The following is a 25,121-nucleotide window of genomic DNA, read 5'->3' on the forward strand; positions in this document are numbered from 1 at the left end:
TATCTTATAATCTATTATAGTCGGTTATAAAAGATTATTAAATATAAACAATGAAAATAAACCAAGACTTTTCAAATGAAAGCATTTGATCACTGCGAGACTCAGTGGTCTTTAATTTTAAATAAAGGAAGAGGGTATTTATGTCAACTTTATCATTAAAGCAAAATTGGTTTGGTAATATACGAGGGGACATTCTCTCCGGAATCGTTGTAGCTCTCGCTCTCATCCCTGAAGCGATTGCTTTCTCGATCATCGCAGGGGTAGATCCGATGGTCGGACTTTATGCGTCCTTCTGTATATCTGTTGTTATCGCATTTATGGGTGGCCGTCCTGGTATGATATCAGGGGCAACAGGTGCAATGGCCTTAGTCATGATTACACTTGTCGCTGAACACGGCATCGAATACTTGTTAGCCACTACTATATTAACCGGTATCCTGCAGGTTTTATTCGGAGTTTTCAAGTTAGCTAGATTCATGAAGTTCATCCCCCGTTCCGTAATGGTCGGGTTCGTCAATGCTTTGGCAATTCTTATCTTCACTTCGCAATTACAACACTTTGTAAACGAGCCATGGATCATCTATGTATTGGTAGGATTGACGCTTGCTATCATTTACCTTTTCCCATTGATTACAAAAGCTGTACCTTCCACTTTAGTAGCGATTGTCACAGTATCTGTAATTGTGATCAGTATGAATATCGGTGTACGAAACGTTGGAGATATGGGAGAATTGACACAAACTCTACCCTTATTTGCTCTACCTGAAATTCCTTTGAATTTCGAAACGTTGATGATCATTTTCCCGTACGCAATGGCACTTACCATTGTCGGTTTGCTCGAATCACTGCTTACTGCTTCCATTGTCGATGATATGACAGATACAGATAGTGATAAAAATCAAGAGAGCCGTGGACAGGGAATTGCCAATGTCGTGACCGGATGTTTCGGCGGAATGGCCGGTTGTGCAATGATCGGGCAGTCTGTCATCAACGTGAAATCAGGAGGTAACGGAAGACTTTCTTCACTTGTCGCTGGAATTGTATTGATGTTCATGATCATCGTCTTAGGTGGGGTTGTGGTTCAAATTCCGATGGCTGCTCTCGCCGGGGTCATGATTATGGTATCGATTGGAACCTTTGACTGGAGTTCCTTGAAGAACCTCCACAAAGTACCGCTAAGCGATGCAGCAGTAATGGTAGTCACAGTCCTGACAGTGGTCCTCACTCATAACCTTGCTTATGGTGTTCTTGCTGGTGTCGTCCTGAGCATGATTTTCTTTGCTGTCAAAATTTCTAAGGTGCGTGTCCTCGGACTATACGCCAATGAAGGCAGAAAGAAAATTTATTATGTACAAGGGCAGTTATTCTTCGCTTCAGTGACCGAATTCCAAGAAGGTATCAACTATAAAGACGATGTAGATGAAGTCGTCATTGACCTAAGCGAATCACACCTTTGGGATGATTCCGCAATTGGTGCACTTGATCATGTGGAAGCGAAATTCCATGCTCAACAGATACCGGTCCGGTTCGTTGGACTTAATGGAGAAAGTAACCGCCTGTTGAACCGCCTGGGCGGAGTTTCTAAAGAATCAGGCCATTAAAATAAAGATTTAACGTTAAAGGAGACATCTACAAATGTTCAATAAAATTTTACTAGCTACAGATGGTTCAGATCATTCTTCAAGAGCCATTGAACAAACTCTCAAAATGGTGGAACCATATAAAGATCAGGTCACTATCGATTTAATATACGCTGTAGACGGTGAATCATCCAAAGAAGACGTTTTAAAATATGGCGATTCCCATACTGCTACGATGAAACGCAAAGAAAAATTCTTGGGCAGCGTCCAGGAGATCGAAGAAAAGGGCGTTAAAGCGGAAGTCATCATCCTTCATGGTAATCCGGCCGAAGTAATTACTGAATATGCCAACGAGCATGAATATGATTGTGTAGTGATCGGAAGCCGTGGCCGCAACAAGTTACAGACGTTGATTCTTGGGAGTGTCAGCCATAAACTGGTCAAGTATATTCAATCTCCTGTCATCGTTGTTAAGTGACGCCTCCCCCCTTCAACTGCAGTGTTGAATTGTTCTTATAATCCGTGTTGGAAACTAACACAGCGATCAGCATCACGGATGACCGCTGTGTTATAATATCTAGAGCAAAAAAATAATACAAAGCGGTGAAATGATTTTATGCTAGAAGATAACGGTGAACGTGTCATTCCGAAAGAAATGGATCCGATGAACAATATGCTGCTGGAACACATCGCACGCTATACCTTTTCAACCCCCTACGTAAAAGGAAGAGTTCTGGATATTGCATGTGGGACGGGCTACGGTAGCGTGATGGTTGCAAAGGAAAGAAAAGAAGAAATCGATGAAATCATTGGCGTGGACATTTGTGAAGATACGCTGCAATATGCTGTCCATAATTATTATCATCCTCTGCTTACCTTCCAGCAAGGAGATGCGATGGATTCAGAACTGCCGCAACACATCGGTCAATTCGATACGATCCTCAGCTTTGAAACGATTGAACACGTGAGAGACGACCGCCTTTTCATAAAGCGAATGTATGATCTGTTGAAGCCTGGTGGCACGCTCGTCCTTTCCACTCCGTTCGGAAAAGGAAGAAACCATCCAAGCGGGTCACCGTTTCACTATTTCCAGCTTACCTCGGAAGAATTCAGCTCGTTATTTGAAGATTTCACGGACAAAGAGATTTTTTACCAGCGTGGGGTCACCATTGAACCTCCAAGAGAAGGAGTCTACTATCCGTTAGGTGTAGCTGTTTGTAAAAAATGATAATTGAAAAACTCCCCCTTGAGCTTTGGACGGCCCAAGGGGAGTTTTTTGTCTTCCTGGAGTCCAAATAAAAGGTCAGCTTTAGCTTGGAGTCCTCGACATTCGCCATTAATGATAAGAAAGATGGCGGACAGCACAAACGAATTTACACTTTATCGTCCATGTTTCCGCTTGTGAAAACGCCATAATATATTGATAAGCATAGCGGTGAGGAAACCATAAGCAACAAAATAAAAGGCAGAGTGAAACAAAAAAACACCAATATCTTCGAATTCATCAAATGGATTATCCATGATTAGAGGTTCATTGACAATTGCTATCACGTACAAAGGGATAAAAACAAACCAAAAACGCTTCCAAAAATATGTTTTGAATTCTTCCACTTTATCTCTTCCTCACACCCTTATGGAGATATTTTCTCGACAAATTCGCTTAATCATTTCTCATTCATCATATGGTATGCTCATCAGCATCCTCCCTGCTCATCAAAACAACCATAATTGATACGCCTCTTGTCGGCTCATCTCCTGCTCACGTACGAAAAATGTGTGGAGGCCAATATCATTTTCCTCATTTATCCACTTCTGATAGGCTTCTACTAATGTGTTTACATCTCCATTGTAATACTTTTCAACAAGAGTCGTCACCACCTTAGTGCTTCTCCAGTAATCATAAAAAGCTGCTGAATATTCGAAACGTTCGCCTCCCCGGTAACCCGCTTGTCCGAACTTGGTAAGCGAATACTCGCCATATTCATCTTTGTATTGTTGAATGAGATCACTCTCCACCTTCATAATCGCCTCACGCTTCTCTTCTGAAAATATGATTTTTCTAGGTAAATAAAAACAAAGGCCTTCTTCAAACCACATATTCGTTTCGTCTATTTCATCAAAATCATCATGGAAAAATTCTGCATGATGAGTGAGTTCATGGGCTGCAATCTCAACGATGTCGTTTATATCCAGCTTATCGTAATAAATATGAGCTTTTTCTGAGTCACCGGCAGATTGGCGAAATAGATCTTTCCATGTATCCACCAATGGAGTGAGATGTATCAGATCTCTTGAAGTATATGCAGGCAAGGGAATGTCAGAGTATAATTCCGTGGCTGACTTCAAGTCATGAAATACTATACCTCTCGGCTCCTCATAATCTGTTATAGCAGCCAAAGACTCCGCATAAGAATCAAGTCTTTTCAAAACCTCCAACCCGCTTTTTTCGATATGTCCAGTCATGGTCGTATCTGTTACTGAAATTGCATATTTCATTAGTGGTGTGCTCCCCTATATTTTCTTTTTACAAAGCCCCACTCCACCGGATGAAATCCATTGCTGAGTGGCTCATTTGTATAAAGCTTTTTATACATTAATACAAACGCTCGGTATAACTTTTATCAAGACGCTTTTTAATATTTTCTTCATCCATATCTGGAAGGTTGGTATGTTCGACAAGCATCTGGCAGCTGATGGCAGATCTTCTTTTCGCTTCCAGGTGTCAGGGTTCCAGAGACCGGACCGCTTGAACGCTTTCGCACAATGAATGAAGCACTCCTCCACTTCTACTCCAATTCCGATCAACGGCTTCTTCCCTTTAAACGTCATTTGTCCAAGCAATTCGTCATCCACAACAAGAGTCGCTTTGCCGTTGATTCTTAAGGTCTCTCCTAGCCCAGGAATAAAAAAGATCAGTCCTAGACGAGGGTTTGAAAGCAAATTATGCATGGAATCAGTCCGCTTGTTACCCGGTCGCTCCGGGATGATTAAACATTTTTCATCCAGCACTTTCACAAAACCTGGCTCATCCCCTCTTGGCGAAACATCGCAAAAGCCTTGACGATCGGACGTTGCCATAGTCAGAAATGGAGTTTGAGCAATAAATTTTGCACAGTTATCGTCTAAATAATCGATCACTTTATTATTAACAAGCTTACTTGGCTCTCCGATTAACGATCTCAACTGTTTTTCGTCTTTGATGACGTGGTGGAATCGGTTCATTTCTTCCCTCCGTTATCTGCTTTTTCACTTAACCCGGTAAAATAGGAAATTGTTAACCACCCAATAATAGAACTACCACCGACAAAAATCGAAGCCCAATAACCGATACGAACTCTCTCCTTCCCGGACAAAAATTTTAAACTGATCTAATGCGAAGCTGCATTAAATGTGTATCGAGTGTATATCCTTCCAACCGTAAACAAGTTCAGTAAGTTCTCCACCGTACCCTTTAACCTGCACTGAGTCTATCTGCTTTGCACCGAATGACTCATAGAAATGTTTCGCCGGGTTTTCTTCTAGCACCAGGACAATCATTGAAATAATATTTAAACTTTTAAAACGACTGACTACAGCTTTCAAGAGTTTTTTTCCTATCCCTCTCTCTTGATAAGCTTCTAGTATGTAAATGGAAGACAACTCCCCATCATATTCATTATAACGGTTCCTGTAATTATGGGAGCCAGTAGAAAATCCCACGATATTCCCATGATAATTCTGAGCCACATAAACATCCAGCTCTCTTATATTTTTTCTCCACAATCGCTCTCGCTTATCATAGCTGAGCTGTCTCAGGTATTCATTTGGTATGATATTTTCATAGGTGGTCCTCCAAACATCAACGTGGACTTTGGCGACTTGACTGGCATCCTCTGATACAGCTCTTCTAATATTCATGTGTTCCTCCTTTAGAATATAAAAACTGGCTCAGTCAAAAAACTCCATATGTGATTTTTCTTTTTTGTAATAAGCCAGTCGCTCCTGCAATGTACCTGTATGAAATTCGAACTTGTGCCCATCAGGATCGGTGAAGTAGATGGACCGTTTATCGTCCTCGGACCTCGGGCGCCCTGTTAAGATATTGACATTCAAATTCTCTAATTTTTCAAACATAGAATCATAGTCTTCTTCAGCTATGGAGAAAGCCGTATGCGTGTAAGAATATGCGATTTCGTTACGTGGAATCTCCCTCTCGACATTCAATGCCAGCCAAATCCCGTTCAAATCGAAGTAGGCCGTGCTTTTTCCTTTCACTAAAAGCTTGGCAGTGAAGACCTGTTCATAAAACGCGATCGACCGGCTTAAGTCTGAAACGGAAATAGTGAGGTGGTTCACCCCTTTGATTGACATGCGTACTCCCTCCTATTAAAGCGAGTTTTTCAATATTTCCTGAATATCATGGAGATGCTGGACTAGTGATATCGCTGGAAACAGTACGAGAAATACACTTCTCCACGCTACTTTCTTCAGGGTTTCACCTTTCAGTAAATCTGTCCCAACCATGTAAAGCGCAATTAGGCAGCTCGCAAAGAACATAAGGTACCACATGTCCTGCTTTTCAATCAGATCGACTAATCTTTCCATCTCCCATTCTTCTCCTTCGACCGGTTGAAAGGTTATCGGTTCTTTTTCAACGCCCCAAGTATTATAAGGCTGTATCTTAACAGATTTCTCTTGCTGTGAAATCACTTCATATCCAAGTGGCGCATAACCTGCTGGGTATGCAAGGAAGTAAGACACCACTAAAGAAATGGTGATAAAAACTATGTATAATAAAAAGCTTCTTACTTTTTTCAAGGTCTGTTCCGTCATGAACTTTCACCATGTTTCTTACTGAATTGAACAAGCCACTCTCTATCAATCGGGCCATTTGTAACTTCATAGTAATGACCGACCAGGATATGAACCCTCGTTGCCATACCATGAACAAGGATAGGATTTGAATCCCTGAGCTGGATTTCGTATTGGAATGTGGGTTCTTTATTCAAGCGCTTGTTATAATGCTCTTCAGATATTTTTTTCACCTTGTACTGACTGAAAAATTCATCAAGCTCTTTGGCAGCCGTTACATCTGATGTCCACAATTGAAATCCTTGCCCTTCCGGAATTTGATTTCTATTTTGTGTAAATCCTAATCCTTCAAACTCCTCTTCATCATAATTCACTAACTCTCCCAAACTGCGCTCACGATTGTCATTCCAAGTTTTCACTGAAAATAACAATGCAAAAATAAGTGCGGCGATGAGGATCGTCTTATACAATGACTTTCCCTTACGATTCATCATCAGGCGTATCTTTCTTCCCTCCATGATCATAACCGGACTGGCCCCAGTAAATCAAAAACATTGCAGGGGCGACAATCATCAATATAGCGATAAGTAAATTCATCCTTCCCCTCCTTTTGTCAGAATCTTCTTCCTTTCCTTTACGAATCAAAGAGCTTCAGGTTTCACTTGATGAAGAAAAATATGAACAGTACTGTTTAAGTTGGAAAACCCGCTTGCTCATAAATTGAATGATGGGTTTCTATAAAAAGAAAAAAAGCCACCCCCGTGGGAAGGCAACTTTTTGGGTTATGTATCAAAAAAAGAAGCCGGAATGGACATTTCATCGTTCCACCCGGCTTCTTTCAGTTTACAAGAAAAAGAGTGATTTTCTCTGTTTTTAAATCAAAGAAAATCACCCTTCTCAGATGGGTTCCTGTTGATTCCACGAGAAGCGTTCGGGGCTGACGTCTGCAGGAATAACGTGAGGCGAAGATCCCCTTTGGTCAAGTGATCTTCTTGACCAAGTCAGCTGAGGCCCTGCCCGCGGCAAGCCCCATCGATAAGCGATTCGTGAAGTAACAAAAAAACATTGACAGCTCCTCTAGAGTGAGAAGGGTTTTTCAGTGGCTTTCCCGGAGGAGTGACGTTTCTAGGCAGCCTGTTGTTCCTGCTGCACTTTTCTTATGCGTGATACGGCATGAACGTTGATTAATATCCCTGCCGAAAACATCATCATGAGTAGTGACGTGCCACCAAAGCTGACGAAAGGCAAAGGGACACCAGTCAGCGGAATCAGGCCAGTCAGACCGCCGAGGTTGATGATTGCTTGAATACCGATCAAACCTGCAACACCGATGCATAGTAAGCGACCGAAGTTATCATGACTGTGCATACTGACTACGAAGCCACGCAACACAATCAAGGCAAGTAATCCTAGAACCACGGCCACTCCAATGAAACCAAGTTCCTCTGCGATGACAGCCATGATGAAGTCGGTATGCGCTTCAGGCAGATAACCCAGCTTCTGCACACCTGCTCCGAGGCCTGTCCCGATCAATCCTCCATTATGTATAGCAAGGTAAGAATTGATCAGCTGATATCCGGAGTCATCGGCATATTGAAACGGTTGATAAGCTCCATCGAATCGTGACAATTGTTCTTCACTCAACCCGAAGTTATACAAAACAAAGGAAGTGATCACAGCTAAGCTGATCATGAAAAACAAATGGGTGCGCTTCAAGCCGCTGGACATAATAATCAGTCCGGATACCGCAAGAGCGATGACAGCAGTCCCTAAATCCGGTTGTTTGAAAATCATGGCTACTATCGCCATTGTAATGATGATCGGAGGTAACAGCCCACGCGTGAAATCCTCGATATAGGATTTCTTTTTTGTATAGATAGCAGCCAAATAAATGATCAACGCCATTTTCGCCACTTCAGCCGGCTGAAATTGACCGATCAATGGGAGAGTGATCCATGATTGGGCATTGTTTGATGTTTGTCCAATGACAAATACAAGAATCAATAAAATGACGGTTACGAGCAAAATCAGTTTGAATAATTTTCGATAATTTTTGTAAGGTATGATAATCCCGGCAAACAATGCCACTAGTCCGAGTGCCCAAGAAAAGAGTTGCTTTTTGAAAAAGTATTCAGGGGTTACATCATAGACCATGACGCCACTGACCATACTTGCACTGTACACCATGACAGTACCGAAAGCGGACAGGGCCAAAACCGCGAATAAAATTGAGAAATCCATGTTTTTTAAAATCTTGACAACCATTCGTAACCCTCTTTCATTATGTTGCTTGTTATGTAAATTATAAGGCTTCTTGCCACGTAAAAAAAGCATTCCTTTCAAATTACTTCAAAAGTCATTATAATATCGATTAGATACGTAGGAGGTTTTTGGAATGATTTATCTGTATGTCGGAATCGGTGGATTCATCGGGGCATCACTTAGATATTTGGTGGGTGTCTTATTGACTGGTCCCGATCAATGGTTTCCCTATTCCACTCTTGCAGTAAACTTGAGCGGCAGCTTCATTCTTGCCTGGTTCACCATTGGTCTGGTAGAGAGATATGCACTTTCAGCTGAATGGAAAGCAGCTCTTGGAACAGGACTTGTCGGATCTTATACCACTTTTTCTACCCTCAGCATGGATGCTGTTTTACTTTATGAAAAAGGTGACCTCTTCCTCAGCTTGCTATATGTATTCATAAGTATTGGCGGCGGCTTAGTACTATCATTGCTCGGCTTCCATTTCGGTAAAAGGAGGAATGCTGCTGCATGCTGATCATCAAACTTCTGCTCGTCGGCCTGGGCGGTTTCTGTGGGGCCATTCTTCGGTATGCCGTCAGTCGGTGGATAGAAAATCGCACATCCTCCACACTCCCGACCGCCACTTTATTCATCAATATAGCGGGATCGTTCTTATTAGGTGTACTTCTCGGGTTGGACCTCACCAAAACGTGGTTTCTCCTATGTGGGACAGGAATTCTCGGTGCTTTCACGACATTTTCCACATTCAAACTTGAAGCTATTCAATTACATATTAATAAACATCGGAAAAGCTTTACCTATTATGTTCTGGCAAGCTATTTCTTTGGAATCTGTCTTGCTTATACAGGATTTAAATTCGGGCGCTGGTTCATGCTATGAACAGCCCGTTTTTTTATATCTTCAATGAATAATATTTGAAGCCTCCACCATTTCCCTGATTCATCAATAAAGGAGAGGGGGAGGAAGTTATTCCGCTTTCCACCCGCCTCTCCACATGAAAGTTTTATTACTTCATCCCACACACCTGCTGAACTGCTTCGTGGGCTTCCGGAAAATCGAACCATGAGTCACTAAAAGTCATATTCATTAAGAATCCTTTTCGTCAATCGCTCATAACCTTGCTCATTCAAGTGAAGCGCATCACTGAAGTGCTTCCTTGATTTTTCTTCGAAAAGATCCTTTGTTTTTATATAGTGGACATTGTCATATCCATCGATCAATTTACGACTGTTCTCGTTCCAATTGTTGATGATCGTATTGATTTTTTCATGATTTGGATAAGGGCTGTATAGTCCCAGGAACAATATCGGCGCCTCAGGATTCTCTTGACGTACGGTATCCATGATTTTTTTCAGATTCTTCTCATAATCCTGCTCTCCTTTGGCGATCTGGTCTTTATGAATTTCTGCCAAATCTCCACCATTACTCTTTATTACATCATTGGTCCCTATAAATAATAATATATAGTCCGCTTTTTCAATAGATTTCAAAACGGCTGCCTCATTCATTTGACCTAACATGCCATCTGTCTGTTGATCAGGGATGGCGTAATTATCTACTGTTACTTTCCTCTCATGATGCTCGTCCAGCCATTGATCGAGATTCTCGACATAGCCATTGCCACTTTGGTCACCTACTCCAAACGTAAGCGAGTCACCTAACGCCACGATTCGTTCTTCTTTTTGACTGAACATCGTGGATTGGAAACTGAAAAGACCGATGGCGATGGTTATGATGATGATTGCAGCGATCGACCATTTTTTCTGTTTTCTCATAAGTTGCACCTCCGACTATGAGCTTCCTTTCCCTCCCACCCCCTTAATCAAACCTTTTTCAGTGGGGTCAAATATGGAAGAAACACCTGTTTATGACATGATAGAATGTTGATATATTCTTATGAAATATATGAAGACCTCCGCATCCTGACAATCATTCAATGTTGAGATGCGGAGGACTTTTTCTATATGCTTAATCATCTCTGTATTTTAAGTAGATTTCTGTTTAAATATGTAAAAGGGCCATTCCGCCGCCGGAATCCCCCACTCAAACTCGAAAAACCATCCTCAGGTGTAAACACTGGCACACGTGCCAGCTGCGGGTTCATAATAACAATGATTCTTATATTGACCAGAGAATGTCTGCCCATACCAAGTCGGAGGACATGAACCAGATGGATTAAAATACCATAAACCATATTTAGCCGGGTGCTGTCTCCAATATTTTAGATTTTTCTCTGCTAATCTTTTTTCAACAGATCTCGCTCTGTTATAGAAAAGATTCCCTTTCTGAACTGCTTCAAAGGAATAATTTCCTCCCTGCACTTGATAAATAACATCAGAAATGGTCCTTATATCTCTAAAGTCTAAACAATCTGCACTAGCGCGGTTAACAATGATATTCCCGACAAACAACATGCCCAGTTTTCCTTCACCCTCGGCTTCTGCTCTCATCATCCTTGCCATCAAGGCAACATCTGAATCTGTGTACTTTACTCTTGCCATAATTTTCACCCCAAAAATATTGTATGAAAAAAGCCTGCTTTGATGTCATGATTTGACCATTCTTTTGCTCCCTGAATGTCTGTTTTGACTTTCACCATTCCTGATCCCCCGTCACTGAGGCAATAACGAAGGAGGAGCAGAAACTGAATTTATCGAGTATACATACGCAAAAGGTCCATCCTCAAACCTTGAAGATGGACCTTTTGTTTCTTTATATCAGGAACGGGATAAGCAACCCTGCCAGGAGCAGGATGATAGCTCCTCCTAAACGGGAGGAAATTTGAGCAAACGGCATAAGCTCCATTCTTCTTGAGGATGATAGCACAGCTACATCTCCTGTACCACCCATGTTGGCCATACACAGACCTGCTGTAATGGCTGATTCGATTGGGTAAAAGCCGACCAGCTTACCGAGCAGCCCCGCTCCGAGCACCGCTCCCACCACTACACCGAGAACAGTTACAATGTATTGAACTGTTAAGGCTTCAAGGACTGTACCTAAGTCAGTGTAAGCAATCCCGATTCCGAACAGGAGAGCGAGCGTCCAGTTTTTTGCTACAAATTTATACCACTGATTCGCTCCATCTAAGACACTTTCAGGTATAACACCAGCAATTTTAGCAGCAGCTACGATTATGATCATCAGAGCATAAGCATGAAGCGGGATAAACCCAGCTAATAATGTTCCGATGGTAAAGAACAGAATCGCAACCATTAAACCGATTCCCATCTTTCCAATGTCAAAGGATGGTTTCTCTTCTTTGTATTCAAAACCTTTCAGTAGTTGACCATTCCCGGTTAAGGAAGGTACTTTTTTTCCGAGGATATTGAGCATGCTTGCAATAATAATTGCAAAAACATTACCCAGAGCTAACGCTGGAACGAGCATTGAAATATAGTAACTCGGGTCGTTCCCCATTAACTCACTATAAATCTGACTCATAGGTACGGCACCTGCCCCCATTCCGCCGCCCATAATAGGCATGGTAATAACCAGGACGGCGTCTCTTAGAGAAAACCCGACGATCGCACCAAATAAGGCAGCAACAGCCATAGCACCAATTACCGCACCGAAAATCGGTAAGAAGTATTTGAGACCGACTTTAACTAAAATCTTCTTATTCATCCCTAAAATGCTTCCTGTAATTAAAGCGGCAATATAGAAATTCAAAAATGCCCCATCCTTCATGAAATCATTGACCATTGTAACCGTTTCACCCGGAATTAAACCAGCATACACCATATACGCAGCTCCAAAGATGGCGAGAATGGCACCACCTCCCAGATAGGTCTTTAATAAAGGTGTGTGATCTCCAATCCATCCAAAGAGCTCACCGAGAACCATCATAACGAGAAGACTGCCAAGCATGCCACCAGGTAAGTTTCCTGTGTACATACTCACTAATGTAAGAGCTGTAATCCCTAAAAACCACATGAGAGGAAGACCAAATATTGTAATCGCTTTCTTTTCGTTGGAAATTAATGTGATGTTTTGCTCTGCGGACTGTTCTGTGTGAACTCTCTCTGCTGAACTGGACATATAATCTCTCCTTTTTATAATAGATAGAGAATGCTCAGCGTTAAACTAAGCACTCTTCTTTTTCATTGACTGTTTGTTCAATGGCATCGGCTACTGTCTGTGCAACCTTTTGATTAAGTGCACTAGGTATTACGTACTCTGGAGATAATTCTTCCTCAGAGACGACTTTGGCGATTCCTTCAGCCGCTGCTATCTTCATATCAATCGTAATGTCTCTCACTCTACTATGAATGGCCCCCTTAAAAATCCCGGGAAAAGCTAACAGATTATTGATCTGGTTAGGATAATCCGAACGCCCAGTCCCGACTACTACCGCTCCTGCCTCCAATGCCTCTTCCGGATAAATTTCCGGTACCGGGTTTGCCATAGCGAAAATAATCGCATCTTTTCTCATCATTTTCACCTGCTCTCTACTCAGCACACCTGGTGCGGACACGCCGATAAAAATATCTGCTCCAGTAACGACCTCTTCCAATCCACCGCGGATCCCGTTCAAATTGGTCTTTTCCGCCATAGAAGCTTGTCTTGGATTCATCCAGGATTCTCCCTTCCTCAACACGCCTTCCAGACTTACAAGGTTCACATCCACGAAGCCTGCGTACAATAACAAATCTGCAATTGCGATACCAGCAGCACCTGCTCCGTTGATCACAACCTTTGTATTATACTTTTGTTTGTTGACGATTTTTAATGCGTTCATTAGAGCAGCTAAAACGACAATAGCTGTACCATGTTGATCGTCGTGAAAGACAGGGATATCGAGTTCCTTTTTTAGTCTTTCTTCAATTTCAAAGCATCTTGGAGCGGAGATGTCCTCAAGGTTTATACCTGAAAACGTCGGTGCTAATGCTTTTATAGTAGAAATTATTTCTTCTGTATTTTGGGTATCCAGGCATAAAGGGAAAGCATCAATTCCAGCGAATTTCTTAAAAAGAAGACTTTTTCCTTCCATAACTGGCATTGCTGCTTTCGGACCGATATCACCTAATCCTAATACGGCTGTCCCATCGGTCACTATGGCTACCATATTCCCTTTGGATGTAAGCTCATCTGCTTCATTTGGGTTCTCGGCAATTGCCTTACAAATATCCGCAACTCCTGGAGTATAGATCAAACTCAAATCTGTTGCTGTATTGACAGGCACTTTACTAGCCACCTCGATTTTACCTCTAAACGCACGATGTAAATTGATGGTTTCTTCACTAAGATTTTCTCTGCTCATTTGCTGAACCTCCAATCCAGAAAATTCAATCATCTGTAATAACTTCACCATAAATGAAAACGCTTTAACCGCCCATCATATGAAAGTAAAGATTTTATTGTAATTAAAAAAACCAGCCTGGTATGGAAAGCTGCCGAAAAACACTTTCAATCTAGAGGAGCTGTTAATGTTTGTTGTTTCTTCTCGCGATTCGCTTGTCGGTGGGTGTGAAGAAGGGCCGCGCAACCGGTCAGAATCTTTTTACACAGTAAATGAAGGCATGAAAGATACTCTCGAGGCAGAATTGGACTATACACATAGTCTTGGCGAGGTCATAAGTGCACAAATCTCTCATTGAAATTATAAAAGAAGCCGAATCGGACGATAAAATCGTCCGATTCGGCTTCTTTATTTGATACATAACTCAAAAAGTTGCAGTTCTTCAGTGGCCACAGGAACAGCCGCTTTTTTAATGATAGAACTCGAGGTCCAAATCATCCGTATTTTTAATTTGATATTGATAAACAGGTCTACCTACTCCATAGACCAGTGTCTCCTCCAGAAAATCTATCTCCTTTAAAAACTTTAAATATTTCCGTACAGAGACTCGTGAAACCTCTGTATCCTGCGCAATTTCATCGGTTGAAAACGCCCTATTCTCTTTCTTTCGGATGATACGTATGATCAGTTCCAGTGTATTTTGTGTCAAACCTTTCGGCACCTGAATACGGTTTTTCTCTTGACGATTCTCCTGTGCGGTGAAAATTCGATCAATCTCCTCCTGACCTACGTTATCTTTATCTTGAAAAACGGCATAATTCTCTTTATATTTAATCAATGCTCCTTGAAGACGCTCGAACTCAAAAGGTTTGATTAAATAATCAACCACGCCAAGTCTCAGCGATTTTTGAATTTGTTCTTTTTCCGAAGCAGCCGTGATTAGAATAACATCGACTCGTTCATCTTTTTCCCGAAGACCTTTAAGCAATTGCAACCCGTTCCTTCCTGGCATATAAACGTCAAGAAGGATTAAATCTACATCACATTCATCTAAATATCTGAGAGCTTCTTCAACATTGGCTGCCATAGCTGCAAGGTGAAACCCACCTACTTGCTCCACATATTTTTTATTCAAGTCAGCGACCATCGGATCATCTTCTACAATCAGCACATGAATCATGCCTGTTCCACCTCCGCTTCATAAGGAATGATGACGCTGAAATCCGTTCCTTTATTTGCTTCGGATTCAATCTCCAGGGAGCCGCCGAGGGATTCTACACTCGATTTCACAAGATACAACCCATAACCCCTGTCATTTCCTTTCGTCGACACTCCTTTTTGAAAGATCTCCTGCTGTGGCACTTCTTGAATTCCGCTTCCTGTGTCACTCACATCAATTTCCAGTAATTCATCTACATAAGATAGGACAAGAGAAATGCGCTTCTCTTCCCTTCCTTCCAGACTTTCAATTGCATTATCCAGCAGGTTTCCTATAATCGTGACTAATTCATGAGTCACCGAGTCATCACTTGCTGCTGGAATAACGGTTTCACAATTCACAGATAACCGGATGTTTTGTTCACGAGCATAGCTGAGCTTGCCAATCATAAATCCAGCGAGAACAGGATCCTTCATTTTATTCGTGATGATATCCGCTTCATGGATTTGGTGATCAACCAGCCGTTTGATATAGGACTTCACCTCATCAAATGATTCCAATTCAGCCATACCCAGCAGGACATGCAGCTTATTCTTAAATTCATGGGATTGAGCACGAAGCGATTCGGCATATAATCTTACACCTGTCAGCTGCTCAGCCAGTTGGTTGACTTCGGTTTTATCTCGGAATGTTGAGATCGCACCGACCACTTCATCGTTTACAACCAGAGGCACCCGGTTCACGATAATGGATGACCCGTTAATGGTCTGCTCTTCATCGGTTTCTGCCTCGCCTGTCTGCAGTACTCTCTGGAGCATAGAATGTGGCAGGTACTCGGAAACCTCAAGCCCGATCGGGTCTTCACCTTCAAGTCCTGCTTTTTTAAAAATGTCCCGTGCTGATTTATTGACAAGGGTAATTTTGGCATCGGCATCTACGGCAATTATCCCCTCACGGACAGAGTGAAGCATACGGTTTCGCTCCTCATGGATTCGCGCAATCGCTACAGGTTCAAGTCCGAACATGTTTTTCTTAATATACCGCGCCAACAGATATGCCCCGATTACACCTACAAGCGCCCCGACTAAGGAGCCGATCAGTATATTCCGATGGCTGCTTTGCTGCGATGCTTCAAGTGCATCGAGTGAGATCCCTATTGAAACTGCCCCGACCTGTTCCCCGTTGTCTGCGATAATTGGTGTAAAGGCACGAACGGATTGCCCTAACGTTCCTTCCGATACAGATATGTACTCTTCACCGTTTAAGACCCTCGACTCGTCACCTCCGACAAATTGCTTGCCGATCAATTGAGGATTGGGATGAGACTGACGAACTCCTTCCATATTCATAATGACTACAAACATAACATCTGAAGCTTCTTGTATTCTCATAGCATAATCCTGAACGTTTCGATTCTCTGAAGAGCTTTGTAATTCATCTTGAACGATTTCTGATTCCGCTACCATTCGGGAAACGATCAGTGCCTTCTCTTCAAGCTGCTCCCGTATATTATTGCTTGTACTCTCCGTGATTAGAAGATCTGTGATTAATAATGAAAACAAGACCACCAAAAGTACATAGAAAATTATCATGGTACTCAGTTTAAATCGTGCTTTGTTCATGCTATTTCTCCTCATTGAGATTGTTTTCTCAAGTTTATCACAATGTAGATTTGACCAGAGGAGTATTTTTTCATTTCATAGCCTGAGACCACGTCGCTATCCCTAACGGCGTGGCAAAGAATGGCTTAACGTCCATCCATACAAAATCAATTGGCTATACTATCGGATCCTTCGCTTTTACCCGCTTTAACGTGGCAACGATCAAAAAGCTGACGATGACTAATAAAAGCCATGAACTCATCTTCCCTATATGGACAAGACTCCATGCATCAGCCTGGTTTGGATATTCCCAGGCACCGAAGTATGTAGCGATATTTTCAGCTATCCATATGAAAAATCCGATGAGAACAAAAGACAGGGCGATTGGCATACGGTAGCGAGTCCCGCCAACCTCGTATATGACCCATGACGGCCAAAAAACAACGACGACAAGGCTGGATAACCACCAGCGAATGTCTATCCAATAATGGTGGGTGAAAAAATTCAAATAGATTGCTGCTGCAAGAGGGACGACCATCCAAAATGGCGGCCATTTAATAAGATCGACTTTCAACCGTCTCCATGCTTGGCAAAGATAACTCGCTACACTTGCATACATGAATCCACTGTACAATGGCACTCCAAAAAACTTGGAATATCCTTCTTCTGGGTAAGACCAAGAGCCCATATGCACTTTAAATAACTCAAGTGCAAGCCCTATGAGGTGAAATAACGAAATCACCTTCAGTTCATCTCGTGTTTCAAGTCCTGAACGCACCATCATCCACTGTATGAGGAGACTGATGATCAGGAGCCAGTCATATCTAGGCAGAATGGGGAGTGGAACTGTTTTTGTAAGAGCCAGAGAAGCAAAGATAACGACAGGAAACAAACAGGACAGGGCTTGTTCCCGACCGAAACGGATGAGCTGTTTTAAAGGTCTCATCAATCATACCTCCCACAGCCTTTATCACTGGAACTAATGATCATTTTCACTCTTGTATTCCAATATATCTCCAGGCTGACAATCCAATGCCTTACATATCCCCTCTAATGTTGAGAAACGGACGGCCTTCGCTTTTCCATTTTTCAATATAGATAGATTCGCCATCGTAATTCCAACCTTCTCCGAAAGCTCTGTTACGCTCATTTTCCTCTTCGCCAACATCACATCAATATTGATTATTATTGTCATTTTTTCACCTCAGACCGTTAAATCATTTTCTGATTTTATATGAATCGCATCTTGCAAAAGTCTTTGGAGGACGGCCGCAAAGACTGAGATAACCGTAGAAGCAAAGATGATGACCATACCAATTACTATGAGACCCGGGGCATCATCGGCCTCCGCTATAATATATAAGAGCGGCATAAAGATGACGTATAAAACACTTATCGTAATCGCACAGTGTTTGATGACCTTCAAAGCTTTTACAGATAAATCCGAGAAAGCTTTATTGTTATCGATATAGTTCAATAGTTTGAAAGCTTGATAAAGAGCAAAATAAAAAGGGATCGCTGTCACATATAAATATACGAAAACAAGATATTTCATAAATGCAATATCAGGGAAGACTTCTCCTGCATAATCCGCAATGCCAGGTACAAAAAATATACACAAAGCAAGAACGGGCATCCCGATAAGAATGACTGCCAATTTCAAAAATAATGTTGTTCCATGTTTCACAAAAAGCACCTCACTTTAGTTTATGTAAATTTAATCTAACACATATTTTATCGTTTATCAATAAATTATTATTGTTAAAGATATTATATTAGGTGTAAAAAAGAACATACCTTAAAAAAATGCTTAATCTTGAAGACACGATTCCGAGATGTTCGTGTGAGTTAGGGGCTACAGGAAACGAATGTGGCCCCTGAAAAACCCTTCTCAATCTGAAGGAGCTGTTAATGTTTGTAGTTGCTTCTCACGCATCGCTTGTCGGTGGATGCTTGCCGCGGGCGTCACCACCGAACACTCATCGTGGAATCAACAGTGGCCCATCTAAAAAAGAGTGAATTTTTATCCATTGAAAGAAGCCGAGTTGAACGATAAAATCGTCCAACTCGGCTTCTTTATTTGATGCATAACTCAAAAAGATGCAGTTCTTCAGTGGTCTCAAACGGATCGCTTTCCTTGTGGCGTGCGCTGAGCCTCCTCCGCCCCTCAGCCAATCATGTAGCTCGAAATCGTTATGCTTGCGTTTGATAAAAATATATAGACAAAATCATTTTGCGATTTTGTCTGTAAAAATCAAGAAACTACCCATAAGTGTCCGAACGTTAAAGCAGCTTCCGGTGATCAGAATTGTTTTGCATGCTCTTTCGCAAATTCAATGATCTTGTGATAGGTTTTCTGTTCAAAATCTTTTTTGGCAGGAATATGGAGCTTTGCACTGTCTTCATCAATGATCTTTATCCTCGCTCCACCTCTCACTAACAATGTGACATAGAGGAATGGGTCTTTCATTTCGACTTCTTTTAAAAATTCGTCAGGGAACTCCGCCGTAATGAGAAGGCGATCTTCTACTTGCTTCAAAGATAGCTGACTATGGAATTGGAGATTGTTCACTTCTTTCAAATACAAATTATGCACTCCTCACTTAATTCTATTAGGTACCTATCCTTATGGTGAATGAAACCTGGCTCTCATTTCATACCCTCATGAAAAACTGCCATGCCCTCCCACTAACATACATAGTTTCTTTGATGTGCAATGCTTGAATATGTAAAGTTTATATAAATTGTATAATATCTCCACTGATCAGCCAAATCTGAACGAACTGGAAAACACCCTTGCCCAGGGAGCAAGGGTATTTCCTGGTAAAACTTTTAAACCATTTTATCTCAGCCTTCGGTTTTCTCCTGAATCACGACGCCTCGTTCAGACATTTCTTTAATGTATAAATCGCCTGGTACGATCGTCTCTGGTGGACAAACTCCGCGCTTGCTGATTTTATCATTACCGATCATTTGCGCGACGACCGATATCGTATTGGCTGTCGCGCGCGCCATTGCTGTCACCTTACTCGTCCGATCTTTATATGTGACCATCTCGTATTGGTAATGCTTCTCTTTTTCTGCTTTCCTGCCGCCGACCATCACTCGCAGTAATACAGCATCGTCTTTATCTTTCAGATCCAAAATCGGATCGATCGATTTTAATAAAACATCACGCGTTTTCACTTTGACCCCACCCACATCGACGACATGACTGCTGCCGGTCAAGTTCAAGTCTACAAGCAGTTTCATTTTTTCTGCGTGCCCTGGATAGCGGATGGTTTTATATTCTAATGTTTCAATAGCCGGAAAGGATTTTAACAACGTCGACGTTCCGCCAGAGGTGTGGAAGGCTTCTAACGGTCCGAACCGTTCAAAGTAGATTTTCTCCAGTTCTGTCAGAGATTCTACTTCCTGCAGTTTCCCTCCACGAATGATTGTAGATGGATCTGAGTAATGATCCAACAATCCTTCCATGGAAAAGACATGGTTGTATTCAAGCGGAGGTTCCGGCTGGACAGGGATGCCGCCTACAAAGAGGCGAATCGACTCTAGGTGGTCCAGTTTACTCGCGCCGAAGCCTGCTAATATATTGATCATACCTGGAGCGACCCCTAAATCCGGAATCACCGTCACACCTGAATTTTTCGCTTTGTCATCAAGCTCCAATACTTTATCGGTGATATGGCCGATGTGACCACCTAAGTCGACAGAGTGGACACCGACTTCGATGGCTGTCCTGGCTACAATCTCATTAAAAGAATAGAACAAAGCATTGATAACGACATCATAATTTTTCAAGAAATTCGCAAGCTCTTCAGTGTTTCCAGCATCGATCTTGAAAGCTTCGATTTTCGATGAACCCAGTGAATCACAAACCTCAGCTGCTCGTTTCACATCGATGTCTGCGAGACCGACCTTTTCAACTCCGCCGCTTTGCACTAAATCTCGTGCCGCTTCTTTCCCCATTAGTCCAGACCCTAACACAGCTACTTTCATCGTCTGCACTCCCTTTTTCTCTATTTATCTTTCATCATTCTTCCCCCGCCTACTCCACATCTATTTGAGCACGTTGCAGTTTGCCACTGAAATCAACATACACGGCTTTCCATTCTGTGAATACGTCAAGAGCAGCGACACCCGAATCACGATGGCCGTTCCCTGTCCCTTTTGTACCACCGAATGGCAAGTGGATTTCTGCACCTGTCGTACCTGCATTCACATAAACGATCCCGGTGTCCAAATCACGCTGGGCAGCGAAAGCTTTGTTTACATCTCTTGTGAAAATTGAACTCGACAAGCCGAATTCAACACTGTTGTTAATCTCGATAGCTTCCTCAAAACTTTTCACAGGGATGAGGGACACCACAGGGCCGAAGATTTCTTCTTGTGCAATTCTCATATCCGGTTTCACGTCTGTGAACAACGTCGGGGCAAAGTAATTCCCCTTCTTGTGCTCTCCATTTTCCATAACGTAACCACCAGTCAAAAGTCTTGCTCCTTCGTCTTTTCCAACGCTCATATAGCTTTTGACTTTCTCTAAACCAGCTCGATTTATAATCGGGCCGACTTTGATTGACTCATCCAATCCATTTCCGATCGACAGCTTTGCGATTTCTTTTTGCAGGCGTTCTTCGAGTTCATCTTTGACACTTTCATGGACCATTACACGGCTGCATGCCGTACAGCGTTGACCGCTCGTTCCATATGCACTCCATAAGATCCCTTCGACGGCTAAGGAAAGATCCGCATCGTCCATCACGATTACGGCATTCTTTCCGCCCATCTCAAGCGAAACTTTTTTCAACCTTTGGCCGCACTTACCTGCGATCGTCCGACCAACTTCATTGGAACCTGTAAATGAAATGACACGGATGTCATCTTGATCGATCATCGCTTCACCAACCGTCGAACCAGAGCCGAACACTACATTGATGACCCCTCGGGGGAGACCTGCTTCTTCAAATATTTTCGCTAGTTCATACGCCATGATCGGAGTTTCCGTCGCCGGTTTCCATACCACCGCATTACCGGCTACGATTGCAGGAAATGACTTCCACGTTGCGATGGCGATCGGAAAATTCCAGGGCGTGATAATCCCGACAACTCCAACGGGGGCGCGGACGCTCATCGCGAATTTATCTTTCAGCTCTGAAGGTGTCGTCTGACCGAAAAGCCGCCTTCCTTCTCCAGCCATGTAAAAAGCCATATCAATACCTTCTTGCACCTCTCCGCGCGCTTCTTCGATCACCTTCCCATTTTCCATTGTCAGCAGCTGGGAAAGCTTTTCTTTTCTTTCCTTCATGATCATCCCGACACTATAAAGCACTTCCGCCCGCTGCGGAGCTGGTACAAGCGCCCAGCTTTTTTGTGCCGCTTTTGCTGCTTCTGTCGCTTCCTCCACGTCTTCACTTCCTGATAAAGGAACCTGTACAATCGTCTCAGAGGTAGCTGGATTGACGACCGCTGTCGTCTTCCCTGTCGTTGGTTCCACCCATTCCCCATTTATGAAATTCCGCAGTGCTTTTTCCTGAATTAAACTCACCTAGTATTCCTCCTTCATTTGGTACGTTGTCTCATTTGTTGAATCGTGGAAGAGACGGATATCTGATCCCTTTCACTTTCCACTTCGATCAAGACAGGTTTTTTTTCTTTTAGAGCAGCAGCAAGTGCTTCTTCAAATTGCTCGGGGGTCTTCACATGAAAACCAGCCGCCCCTAAATCTTCAGCTAATTTGGAAAAAGGAACCTCTCCTAAGTCCGTTCCGATCTTTTTGTAAGGATAATGGATTTCCTGATGCATACGGATCGTTCCATACATCCGGTTGTTAAAAACGATGCTGATGACCGGGATTTGATAACGGACCGCCGTTTCGAATTCTTGCATCGTCATCATGAAACCACCGTCACCAGACAATGAAACTACCGTTTTATCAGGGTGAGCCAGTTTCACACCCAATGCTGCCGGCATACCGTAGCCCATGGCACCGGATGTTGGACCGACATAGGTCTGCTTTTGTCTGAATTGAAAAAATGAATGAAGCCACCCTGCAAAATTCCCGGCATCATTCGTGAAGACCGTATCTGAGGGCAAGTGCTTCTGCATCATACTTATAATCCTTCCGTTCATCGTCGCTTTCCCAGGAACTTGAAGAGTTGCTTCATACGCTCGCCTTCGAGTTGCCCCCCACTCTTTCCATCTCAAAGCCATCTCAAAATCCATCATAGACCGCAAAGTTTCATTTGCATCAGCGATGATTCCGATATTCGGGGCATACACTTTCCCGAGTGTTTCGTAATCGACATCGATATGAATCAAATTCTGATTGGCTTGCAAAAGGGTGTAGTCCTGTGTGGTCACTTCGGAGAGGCGTGTTCCAATCGCAAGAATTGTATCTGCTTCTCTTACTGTTTCTATAATGTTCGGATGCACTCCGAGTCCTAGATGGCCGACATAACGTGCATCATCATTAGGAAACGCATCGTGACGGCGGAACGCGCACATTACCGGGATTTCGAATTTCTCCGCAAAAACTTTAAGCGCTTTTTCCGCTCCCGCCCCCTTCACACCTCCACCGGCAATGATTAAGGGCCGGTCCGAATGTTGAAGAAACTTTTCCAAACCTTCCAATTCCCTGAGATTTGGCCGGGGAGCTGGCTTGGTCAAGGCAGGTCCGAACGTCATAGGGGCTTGTTTTTTCAATAAATCCTCTGGTAAGGAAAGGACCACAGGACCCGGACGTCCAGTTTGCGCAATACGGAATGCCCGTTGGAGGATTTCCGGGACGCGCGGTGGCTCGCGAATCTCAGCTACCCATTTAGCAATCGGACGGAAAAATGCTTCAAGGTCCACTTCTTGAAATCCTTCGCGTCCACTGAAGCTCGAATGTACTTGTCCCAGCAAAACAACGAGAGGGGTGGAATCTTGATAAGCTGTGTGAACACCAATCGTTAAATTCGATGCCCCTACGCCTCGTGTGCCCATGACTACGCCAGTTTTTCCACTCGCTTTTGCATACCCCTCAGCCATAAATGCTGCACCGCCTTCATGACGCGCAGAGATCAATTCTATTGTCGGTTCATCTAAAATTGCATCCATAACCGGCAAATAGCTTTCGCCCGGCACACAGAATACGTTCGGAATCCCCTCCCGCCTTATGCACTCCACAATCGCCTGTGCAGTTGTCATCATTTTCCCTTCCATTACAATGTCCCTCCCATCATCACTTTTTTCATACGAATCACAGCTTCATGCAATCGCTCTTTAGGTACAGACAAACTGATTCTGAAATACCCTTCTCCCTTCGACCCAAATGCATTGCCGGGAGTGATGATCACACCAGCTTCGCTAAGCATCTTTTCAGCAAATGCTTGAGATGTATGGCCACCCGGGACCTTCGCCCAGATGAAGAATGTACCTCGCGGCTTGTCCGCTTCAATATTCATTTCCTGTAGAGCCTTCATCATCATATCCAACCGATCTTCGTAGACACGGTTGTTTTCTTTCACTGCCACGAAGTCGCTGTTCAAAGCTGTTGCAGCTGCTTTTTGAATTGGTAGAAACTGACTTGTGTCCATATTGCTTTTCACAATCGATAACGCTTTGATCAAGTCTTTATTACCGACAACATATCCAATGCGCCAGCCGGTCATATTGAAACTTTTGGATAAAGACCCGAACTCGACGGCCACATCTTTCGCTCCCGGTACTTGCAATAGACTCGGAGCTTGATAATCTCTGAATGTTACAAGGTCGTAGGCGGCGTCGTGGACAAGAGAAAGGTGGTGAGTCTTCGAAAATAAGACCGCCTTTTCAAAGGTATCCAGGTCTACAGTGGCCCCTGTCGGATTGTTCGGGTAATTCAACAACATGAGTTTAGAGCGCCTTATGTCTCTTTCCGAAATCTTTTCTAACCGAGGGGTATACCCATTCGCTTCATCTAAAGGAAACTTCACGCCTGTACCATGAGCGAGATGGATTGCTGATTGATAGACAGGATATCCCGGGTCCGGAGTGAGAACACCATCGCCAGGGTCTATAACAGCACTGATCAAATGCGCGATCCCCTCTTTAGATCCAATCAGAGCGAGAACCTCGGAATCTGCATCCAACTCCACTCGATAATGCTTTTGGTAAAAATCAACGACAGCCAGTTTGAACTCCCGACAACCTCCATATGGCGAATATCTATGATTTTCAGGATCCCTCGCTTCCTTTGCCAACCGATTGATGATGAAAGATGGTGTAGGCAAGTCCGGGGCACCGATTCCTAAATCTATGACGTCTACTCCTTGTGCTTCTAACGCAACTTTCTTTTTATGAAAAACCGAAAACAGATAGGCGGGTAAACTACTGACCTGTTTCGAACCTTTAGACATTCTACAAACCCCCAGCCATAACATGATCGCTTACTCGCTAGATTGTCCCACTGATCTATCCTATTCCTGGAAAAATGAATCTATGATAGAGGATTTTCAGGATCA

The 25,121-nt window shown here is 43.0% G+C and carries 28 protein-coding genes; 6 read left to right on the top strand and 22 right to left on the bottom strand.

Features of this window, described 5'->3' with window-relative positions; genetic code table 11:
* Positions 1–140: 140 nt before the first annotated feature.
* The 3 genes from ACTWPX_RS06195 to ACTWPX_RS06205 all read left to right on the top strand — a co-directional run bounded on the left by ACTWPX_RS06195 (position 141) and on the right by ACTWPX_RS06205 (position 2,808).
* Positions 141–1,601, top strand: coding sequence for a SulP family inorganic anion transporter (locus ACTWPX_RS06195; RefSeq protein ID WP_443118938.1), 1,461 nt, complete (start codon positions 141–143; stop codon positions 1,599–1,601).
* Between the two features lie 34 nt (positions 1,602–1,635).
* A complete protein-coding gene (locus ACTWPX_RS06200; protein WP_128526654.1) occupies positions 1,636–2,058 on the top strand; it encodes a universal stress protein in 423 nt (140 codons plus the stop codon).
* A 138-nt stretch (positions 2,059–2,196) separates the two neighbouring features.
* Positions 2,197–2,808 carry a class I SAM-dependent methyltransferase gene (locus ACTWPX_RS06205; protein ID WP_443118939.1) on the top strand — a complete coding sequence of 204 codons (612 nt, stop codon included), beginning with the start codon at positions 2,197–2,199 and terminating at the stop codon, positions 2,806–2,808.
* Between the two features lie 152 nt (positions 2,809–2,960).
* Here the strand turns inward: ACTWPX_RS06205 and ACTWPX_RS06210 are convergent, their stop codons facing one another.
* The 8 genes from ACTWPX_RS06210 to ACTWPX_RS06245 form a co-directional block, all read right to left on the bottom strand.
* Complete coding sequence (locus ACTWPX_RS06210) at positions 2,961–3,191, bottom strand: hypothetical protein (RefSeq protein ID WP_443118940.1); 231 nt, start codon at positions 3,189–3,191, stop codon at positions 2,961–2,963.
* A 102-nt stretch (positions 3,192–3,293) separates the two neighbouring features.
* The gene (locus ACTWPX_RS06215) at positions 3,294–4,076 is read right to left on the bottom strand and encodes a hypothetical protein (protein WP_443118941.1); all 783 of its coding nucleotides are present in this window, start codon (positions 4,074–4,076) and stop codon (positions 3,294–3,296) included.
* Positions 4,077–4,166: 90 nt separating this feature from the next.
* Positions 4,167–4,802 carry a pyridoxamine 5'-phosphate oxidase family protein gene (locus ACTWPX_RS06220; RefSeq protein ID WP_443118942.1) on the bottom strand — a complete coding sequence of 212 codons (636 nt, stop codon included), beginning with the start codon at positions 4,800–4,802 and terminating at the stop codon, positions 4,167–4,169.
* Positions 4,803–4,964: 162 nt separating this feature from the next.
* Positions 4,965–5,477 carry a GNAT family N-acetyltransferase gene (locus ACTWPX_RS06225; protein ID WP_443118943.1) on the bottom strand — a complete coding sequence of 171 codons (513 nt, stop codon included), beginning with the start codon at positions 5,475–5,477 and terminating at the stop codon, positions 4,965–4,967.
* 30 nt (positions 5,478–5,507) lie between these two features.
* A complete protein-coding gene (gene fosB / locus ACTWPX_RS06230; RefSeq protein WP_443118944.1) occupies positions 5,508–5,930 on the bottom strand; it encodes a metallothiol transferase FosB in 423 nt (140 codons plus the stop codon).
* Between the two features lie 15 nt (positions 5,931–5,945).
* Positions 5,946–6,392: a hypothetical protein gene (locus ACTWPX_RS06235; protein ID WP_443118945.1), complete on the bottom strand. Its 447-nt coding sequence runs from the start codon at positions 6,390–6,392 to the stop codon at positions 5,946–5,948.
* Positions 6,389–6,865 carry a hypothetical protein gene (locus ACTWPX_RS06240; RefSeq protein ID WP_443118946.1) on the bottom strand — a complete coding sequence of 159 codons (477 nt, stop codon included), beginning with the start codon at positions 6,863–6,865 and terminating at the stop codon, positions 6,389–6,391. Before ACTWPX_RS06240 ends, ACTWPX_RS06235 begins: the two co-directional genes overlap by 4 nt.
* A 631-nt stretch (positions 6,866–7,496) precedes the next feature.
* On the bottom strand, positions 7,497–8,636 hold the full coding sequence (locus ACTWPX_RS06245) for an FtsW/RodA/SpoVE family cell cycle protein (protein ID WP_128526645.1): 1,140 nt from the start codon (positions 8,634–8,636) through the stop codon (positions 7,497–7,499).
* 130 nt (positions 8,637–8,766) lie between these two features.
* Here ACTWPX_RS06245 and crcB (ACTWPX_RS06250) point away from each other — a divergent pair, with 130 nt between their 5' ends.
* Together crcB (ACTWPX_RS06250) and crcB (ACTWPX_RS06255) are read left to right on the top strand one after the other, a co-directional pair.
* Positions 8,767–9,150: a fluoride efflux transporter CrcB gene (gene crcB / locus ACTWPX_RS06250; RefSeq protein WP_443118947.1), complete on the top strand. Its 384-nt coding sequence runs from the start codon at positions 8,767–8,769 to the stop codon at positions 9,148–9,150.
* Positions 9,144–9,515, top strand: a complete 372-nt coding sequence (gene crcB, locus ACTWPX_RS06255) for a fluoride efflux transporter CrcB (RefSeq protein WP_443118948.1) — start codon at positions 9,144–9,146, stop codon at positions 9,513–9,515. The genes crcB (ACTWPX_RS06250) and crcB (ACTWPX_RS06255) overlap by 7 nt, the downstream gene beginning before the upstream one ends.
* A 191-nt stretch (positions 9,516–9,706) precedes the next feature.
* Here crcB (ACTWPX_RS06255) and ACTWPX_RS06260 read toward each other — a convergent pair whose 3' ends face one another.
* The 4 genes from ACTWPX_RS06260 to ACTWPX_RS06275 all read right to left on the bottom strand — a co-directional run bounded on the left by ACTWPX_RS06260 (position 9,707) and on the right by ACTWPX_RS06275 (position 13,899).
* A complete protein-coding gene (locus ACTWPX_RS06260; RefSeq protein ID WP_443118949.1) occupies positions 9,707–10,411 on the bottom strand; it encodes a DUF459 domain-containing protein in 705 nt (234 codons plus the stop codon).
* A gap of 288 nt (positions 10,412–10,699) precedes the next feature.
* Positions 10,700–11,137 (bottom strand): cell wall hydrolase, encoded by a 438-nt coding sequence (locus tag ACTWPX_RS06265; protein WP_443118950.1) that lies wholly within the window; start codon positions 11,135–11,137, stop codon positions 10,700–10,702.
* 211 nt (positions 11,138–11,348) lie between these two features.
* Entirely contained in the window at positions 11,349–12,677 is a 1,329-nt protein-coding gene (locus ACTWPX_RS06270; protein ID WP_443118951.1) for a 2-hydroxycarboxylate transporter family protein, read from the bottom strand.
* A gap of 40 nt (positions 12,678–12,717) precedes the next feature.
* Positions 12,718–13,899 carry an NAD(P)-dependent malic enzyme gene (locus ACTWPX_RS06275; protein ID WP_443118952.1) on the bottom strand — a complete coding sequence of 394 codons (1,182 nt, stop codon included), beginning with the start codon at positions 13,897–13,899 and terminating at the stop codon, positions 12,718–12,720.
* Between the two features lie 166 nt (positions 13,900–14,065).
* Here ACTWPX_RS06275 and ACTWPX_RS06280 point away from each other — a divergent pair, with 166 nt between their 5' ends.
* The gene (locus tag ACTWPX_RS06280) at positions 14,066–14,236 is read left to right on the top strand and encodes a hypothetical protein (protein ID WP_443118953.1); all 171 of its coding nucleotides are present in this window, start codon (positions 14,066–14,068) and stop codon (positions 14,234–14,236) included.
* A gap of 111 nt (positions 14,237–14,347) precedes the next feature.
* On the opposite strand, the gene ACTWPX_RS06285 is transcribed toward ACTWPX_RS06280, so the two are convergent.
* The 10 genes from ACTWPX_RS06285 to ACTWPX_RS06330 form a co-directional block, all read right to left on the bottom strand.
* Positions 14,348–15,058, bottom strand: coding sequence for a response regulator (locus ACTWPX_RS06285; protein ID WP_443118954.1), 711 nt, complete (start codon positions 15,056–15,058; stop codon positions 14,348–14,350).
* On the bottom strand, positions 15,055–16,659 hold the full coding sequence (gene dcuS / locus ACTWPX_RS06290) for a DcuS/MalK family sensor histidine kinase (RefSeq protein WP_443118955.1): 1,605 nt from the start codon (positions 16,657–16,659) through the stop codon (positions 15,055–15,057). The genes ACTWPX_RS06285 and dcuS overlap by 4 nt, the downstream gene beginning before the upstream one ends.
* A gap of 154 nt (positions 16,660–16,813) precedes the next feature.
* Complete coding sequence (locus ACTWPX_RS06295) at positions 16,814–17,584, bottom strand: DUF817 domain-containing protein (protein ID WP_443118956.1); 771 nt, start codon at positions 17,582–17,584, stop codon at positions 16,814–16,816.
* Positions 17,585–17,617: 33 nt separating this feature from the next.
* Complete coding sequence (locus ACTWPX_RS06300; protein WP_128526636.1) at positions 17,618–17,833, bottom strand: helix-turn-helix domain-containing protein; 216 nt, start codon at positions 17,831–17,833, stop codon at positions 17,618–17,620.
* 9 nt (positions 17,834–17,842) lie between these two features.
* Entirely contained in the window at positions 17,843–18,325 is a 483-nt protein-coding gene (locus ACTWPX_RS06305; RefSeq protein ID WP_281975739.1) for a DUF2975 domain-containing protein, read from the bottom strand.
* Positions 18,326–18,940: 615 nt separating this feature from the next.
* Complete coding sequence (locus ACTWPX_RS06310) at positions 18,941–19,234, bottom strand: hypothetical protein (RefSeq protein WP_443118957.1); 294 nt, start codon at positions 19,232–19,234, stop codon at positions 18,941–18,943.
* A 251-nt stretch (positions 19,235–19,485) separates the two neighbouring features.
* The gene (locus tag ACTWPX_RS06315; RefSeq protein ID WP_443119006.1) at positions 19,486–20,661 is read right to left on the bottom strand and encodes a saccharopine dehydrogenase family protein; all 1,176 of its coding nucleotides are present in this window, start codon (positions 20,659–20,661) and stop codon (positions 19,486–19,488) included.
* 25 nt (positions 20,662–20,686) lie between these two features.
* Positions 20,687–22,183, bottom strand: a complete 1,497-nt coding sequence (locus tag ACTWPX_RS06320; RefSeq protein WP_443118958.1) for an aldehyde dehydrogenase family protein — start codon at positions 22,181–22,183, stop codon at positions 20,687–20,689.
* 14 nt (positions 22,184–22,197) lie between these two features.
* Positions 22,198–23,841, bottom strand: coding sequence for a thiamine pyrophosphate-dependent enzyme (locus tag ACTWPX_RS06325; RefSeq protein WP_443118959.1), 1,644 nt, complete (start codon positions 23,839–23,841; stop codon positions 22,198–22,200).
* A complete protein-coding gene (locus tag ACTWPX_RS06330; RefSeq protein WP_443118960.1) occupies positions 23,841–25,016 on the bottom strand; it encodes an aminotransferase class I/II-fold pyridoxal phosphate-dependent enzyme in 1,176 nt (391 codons plus the stop codon). The genes ACTWPX_RS06325 and ACTWPX_RS06330 overlap by 1 nt, the downstream gene beginning before the upstream one ends.
* Positions 25,017–25,121: the final 105 nt, after the last annotated feature.

Origin of the sequence: Halobacillus sp. H74 (assembly GCF_052246715.1) — a bacterium.
Taxonomy (GTDB): Bacteria; Bacillota; Bacilli; order Bacillales; family Halobacillaceae; genus Halobacillus; species Halobacillus litoralis_A.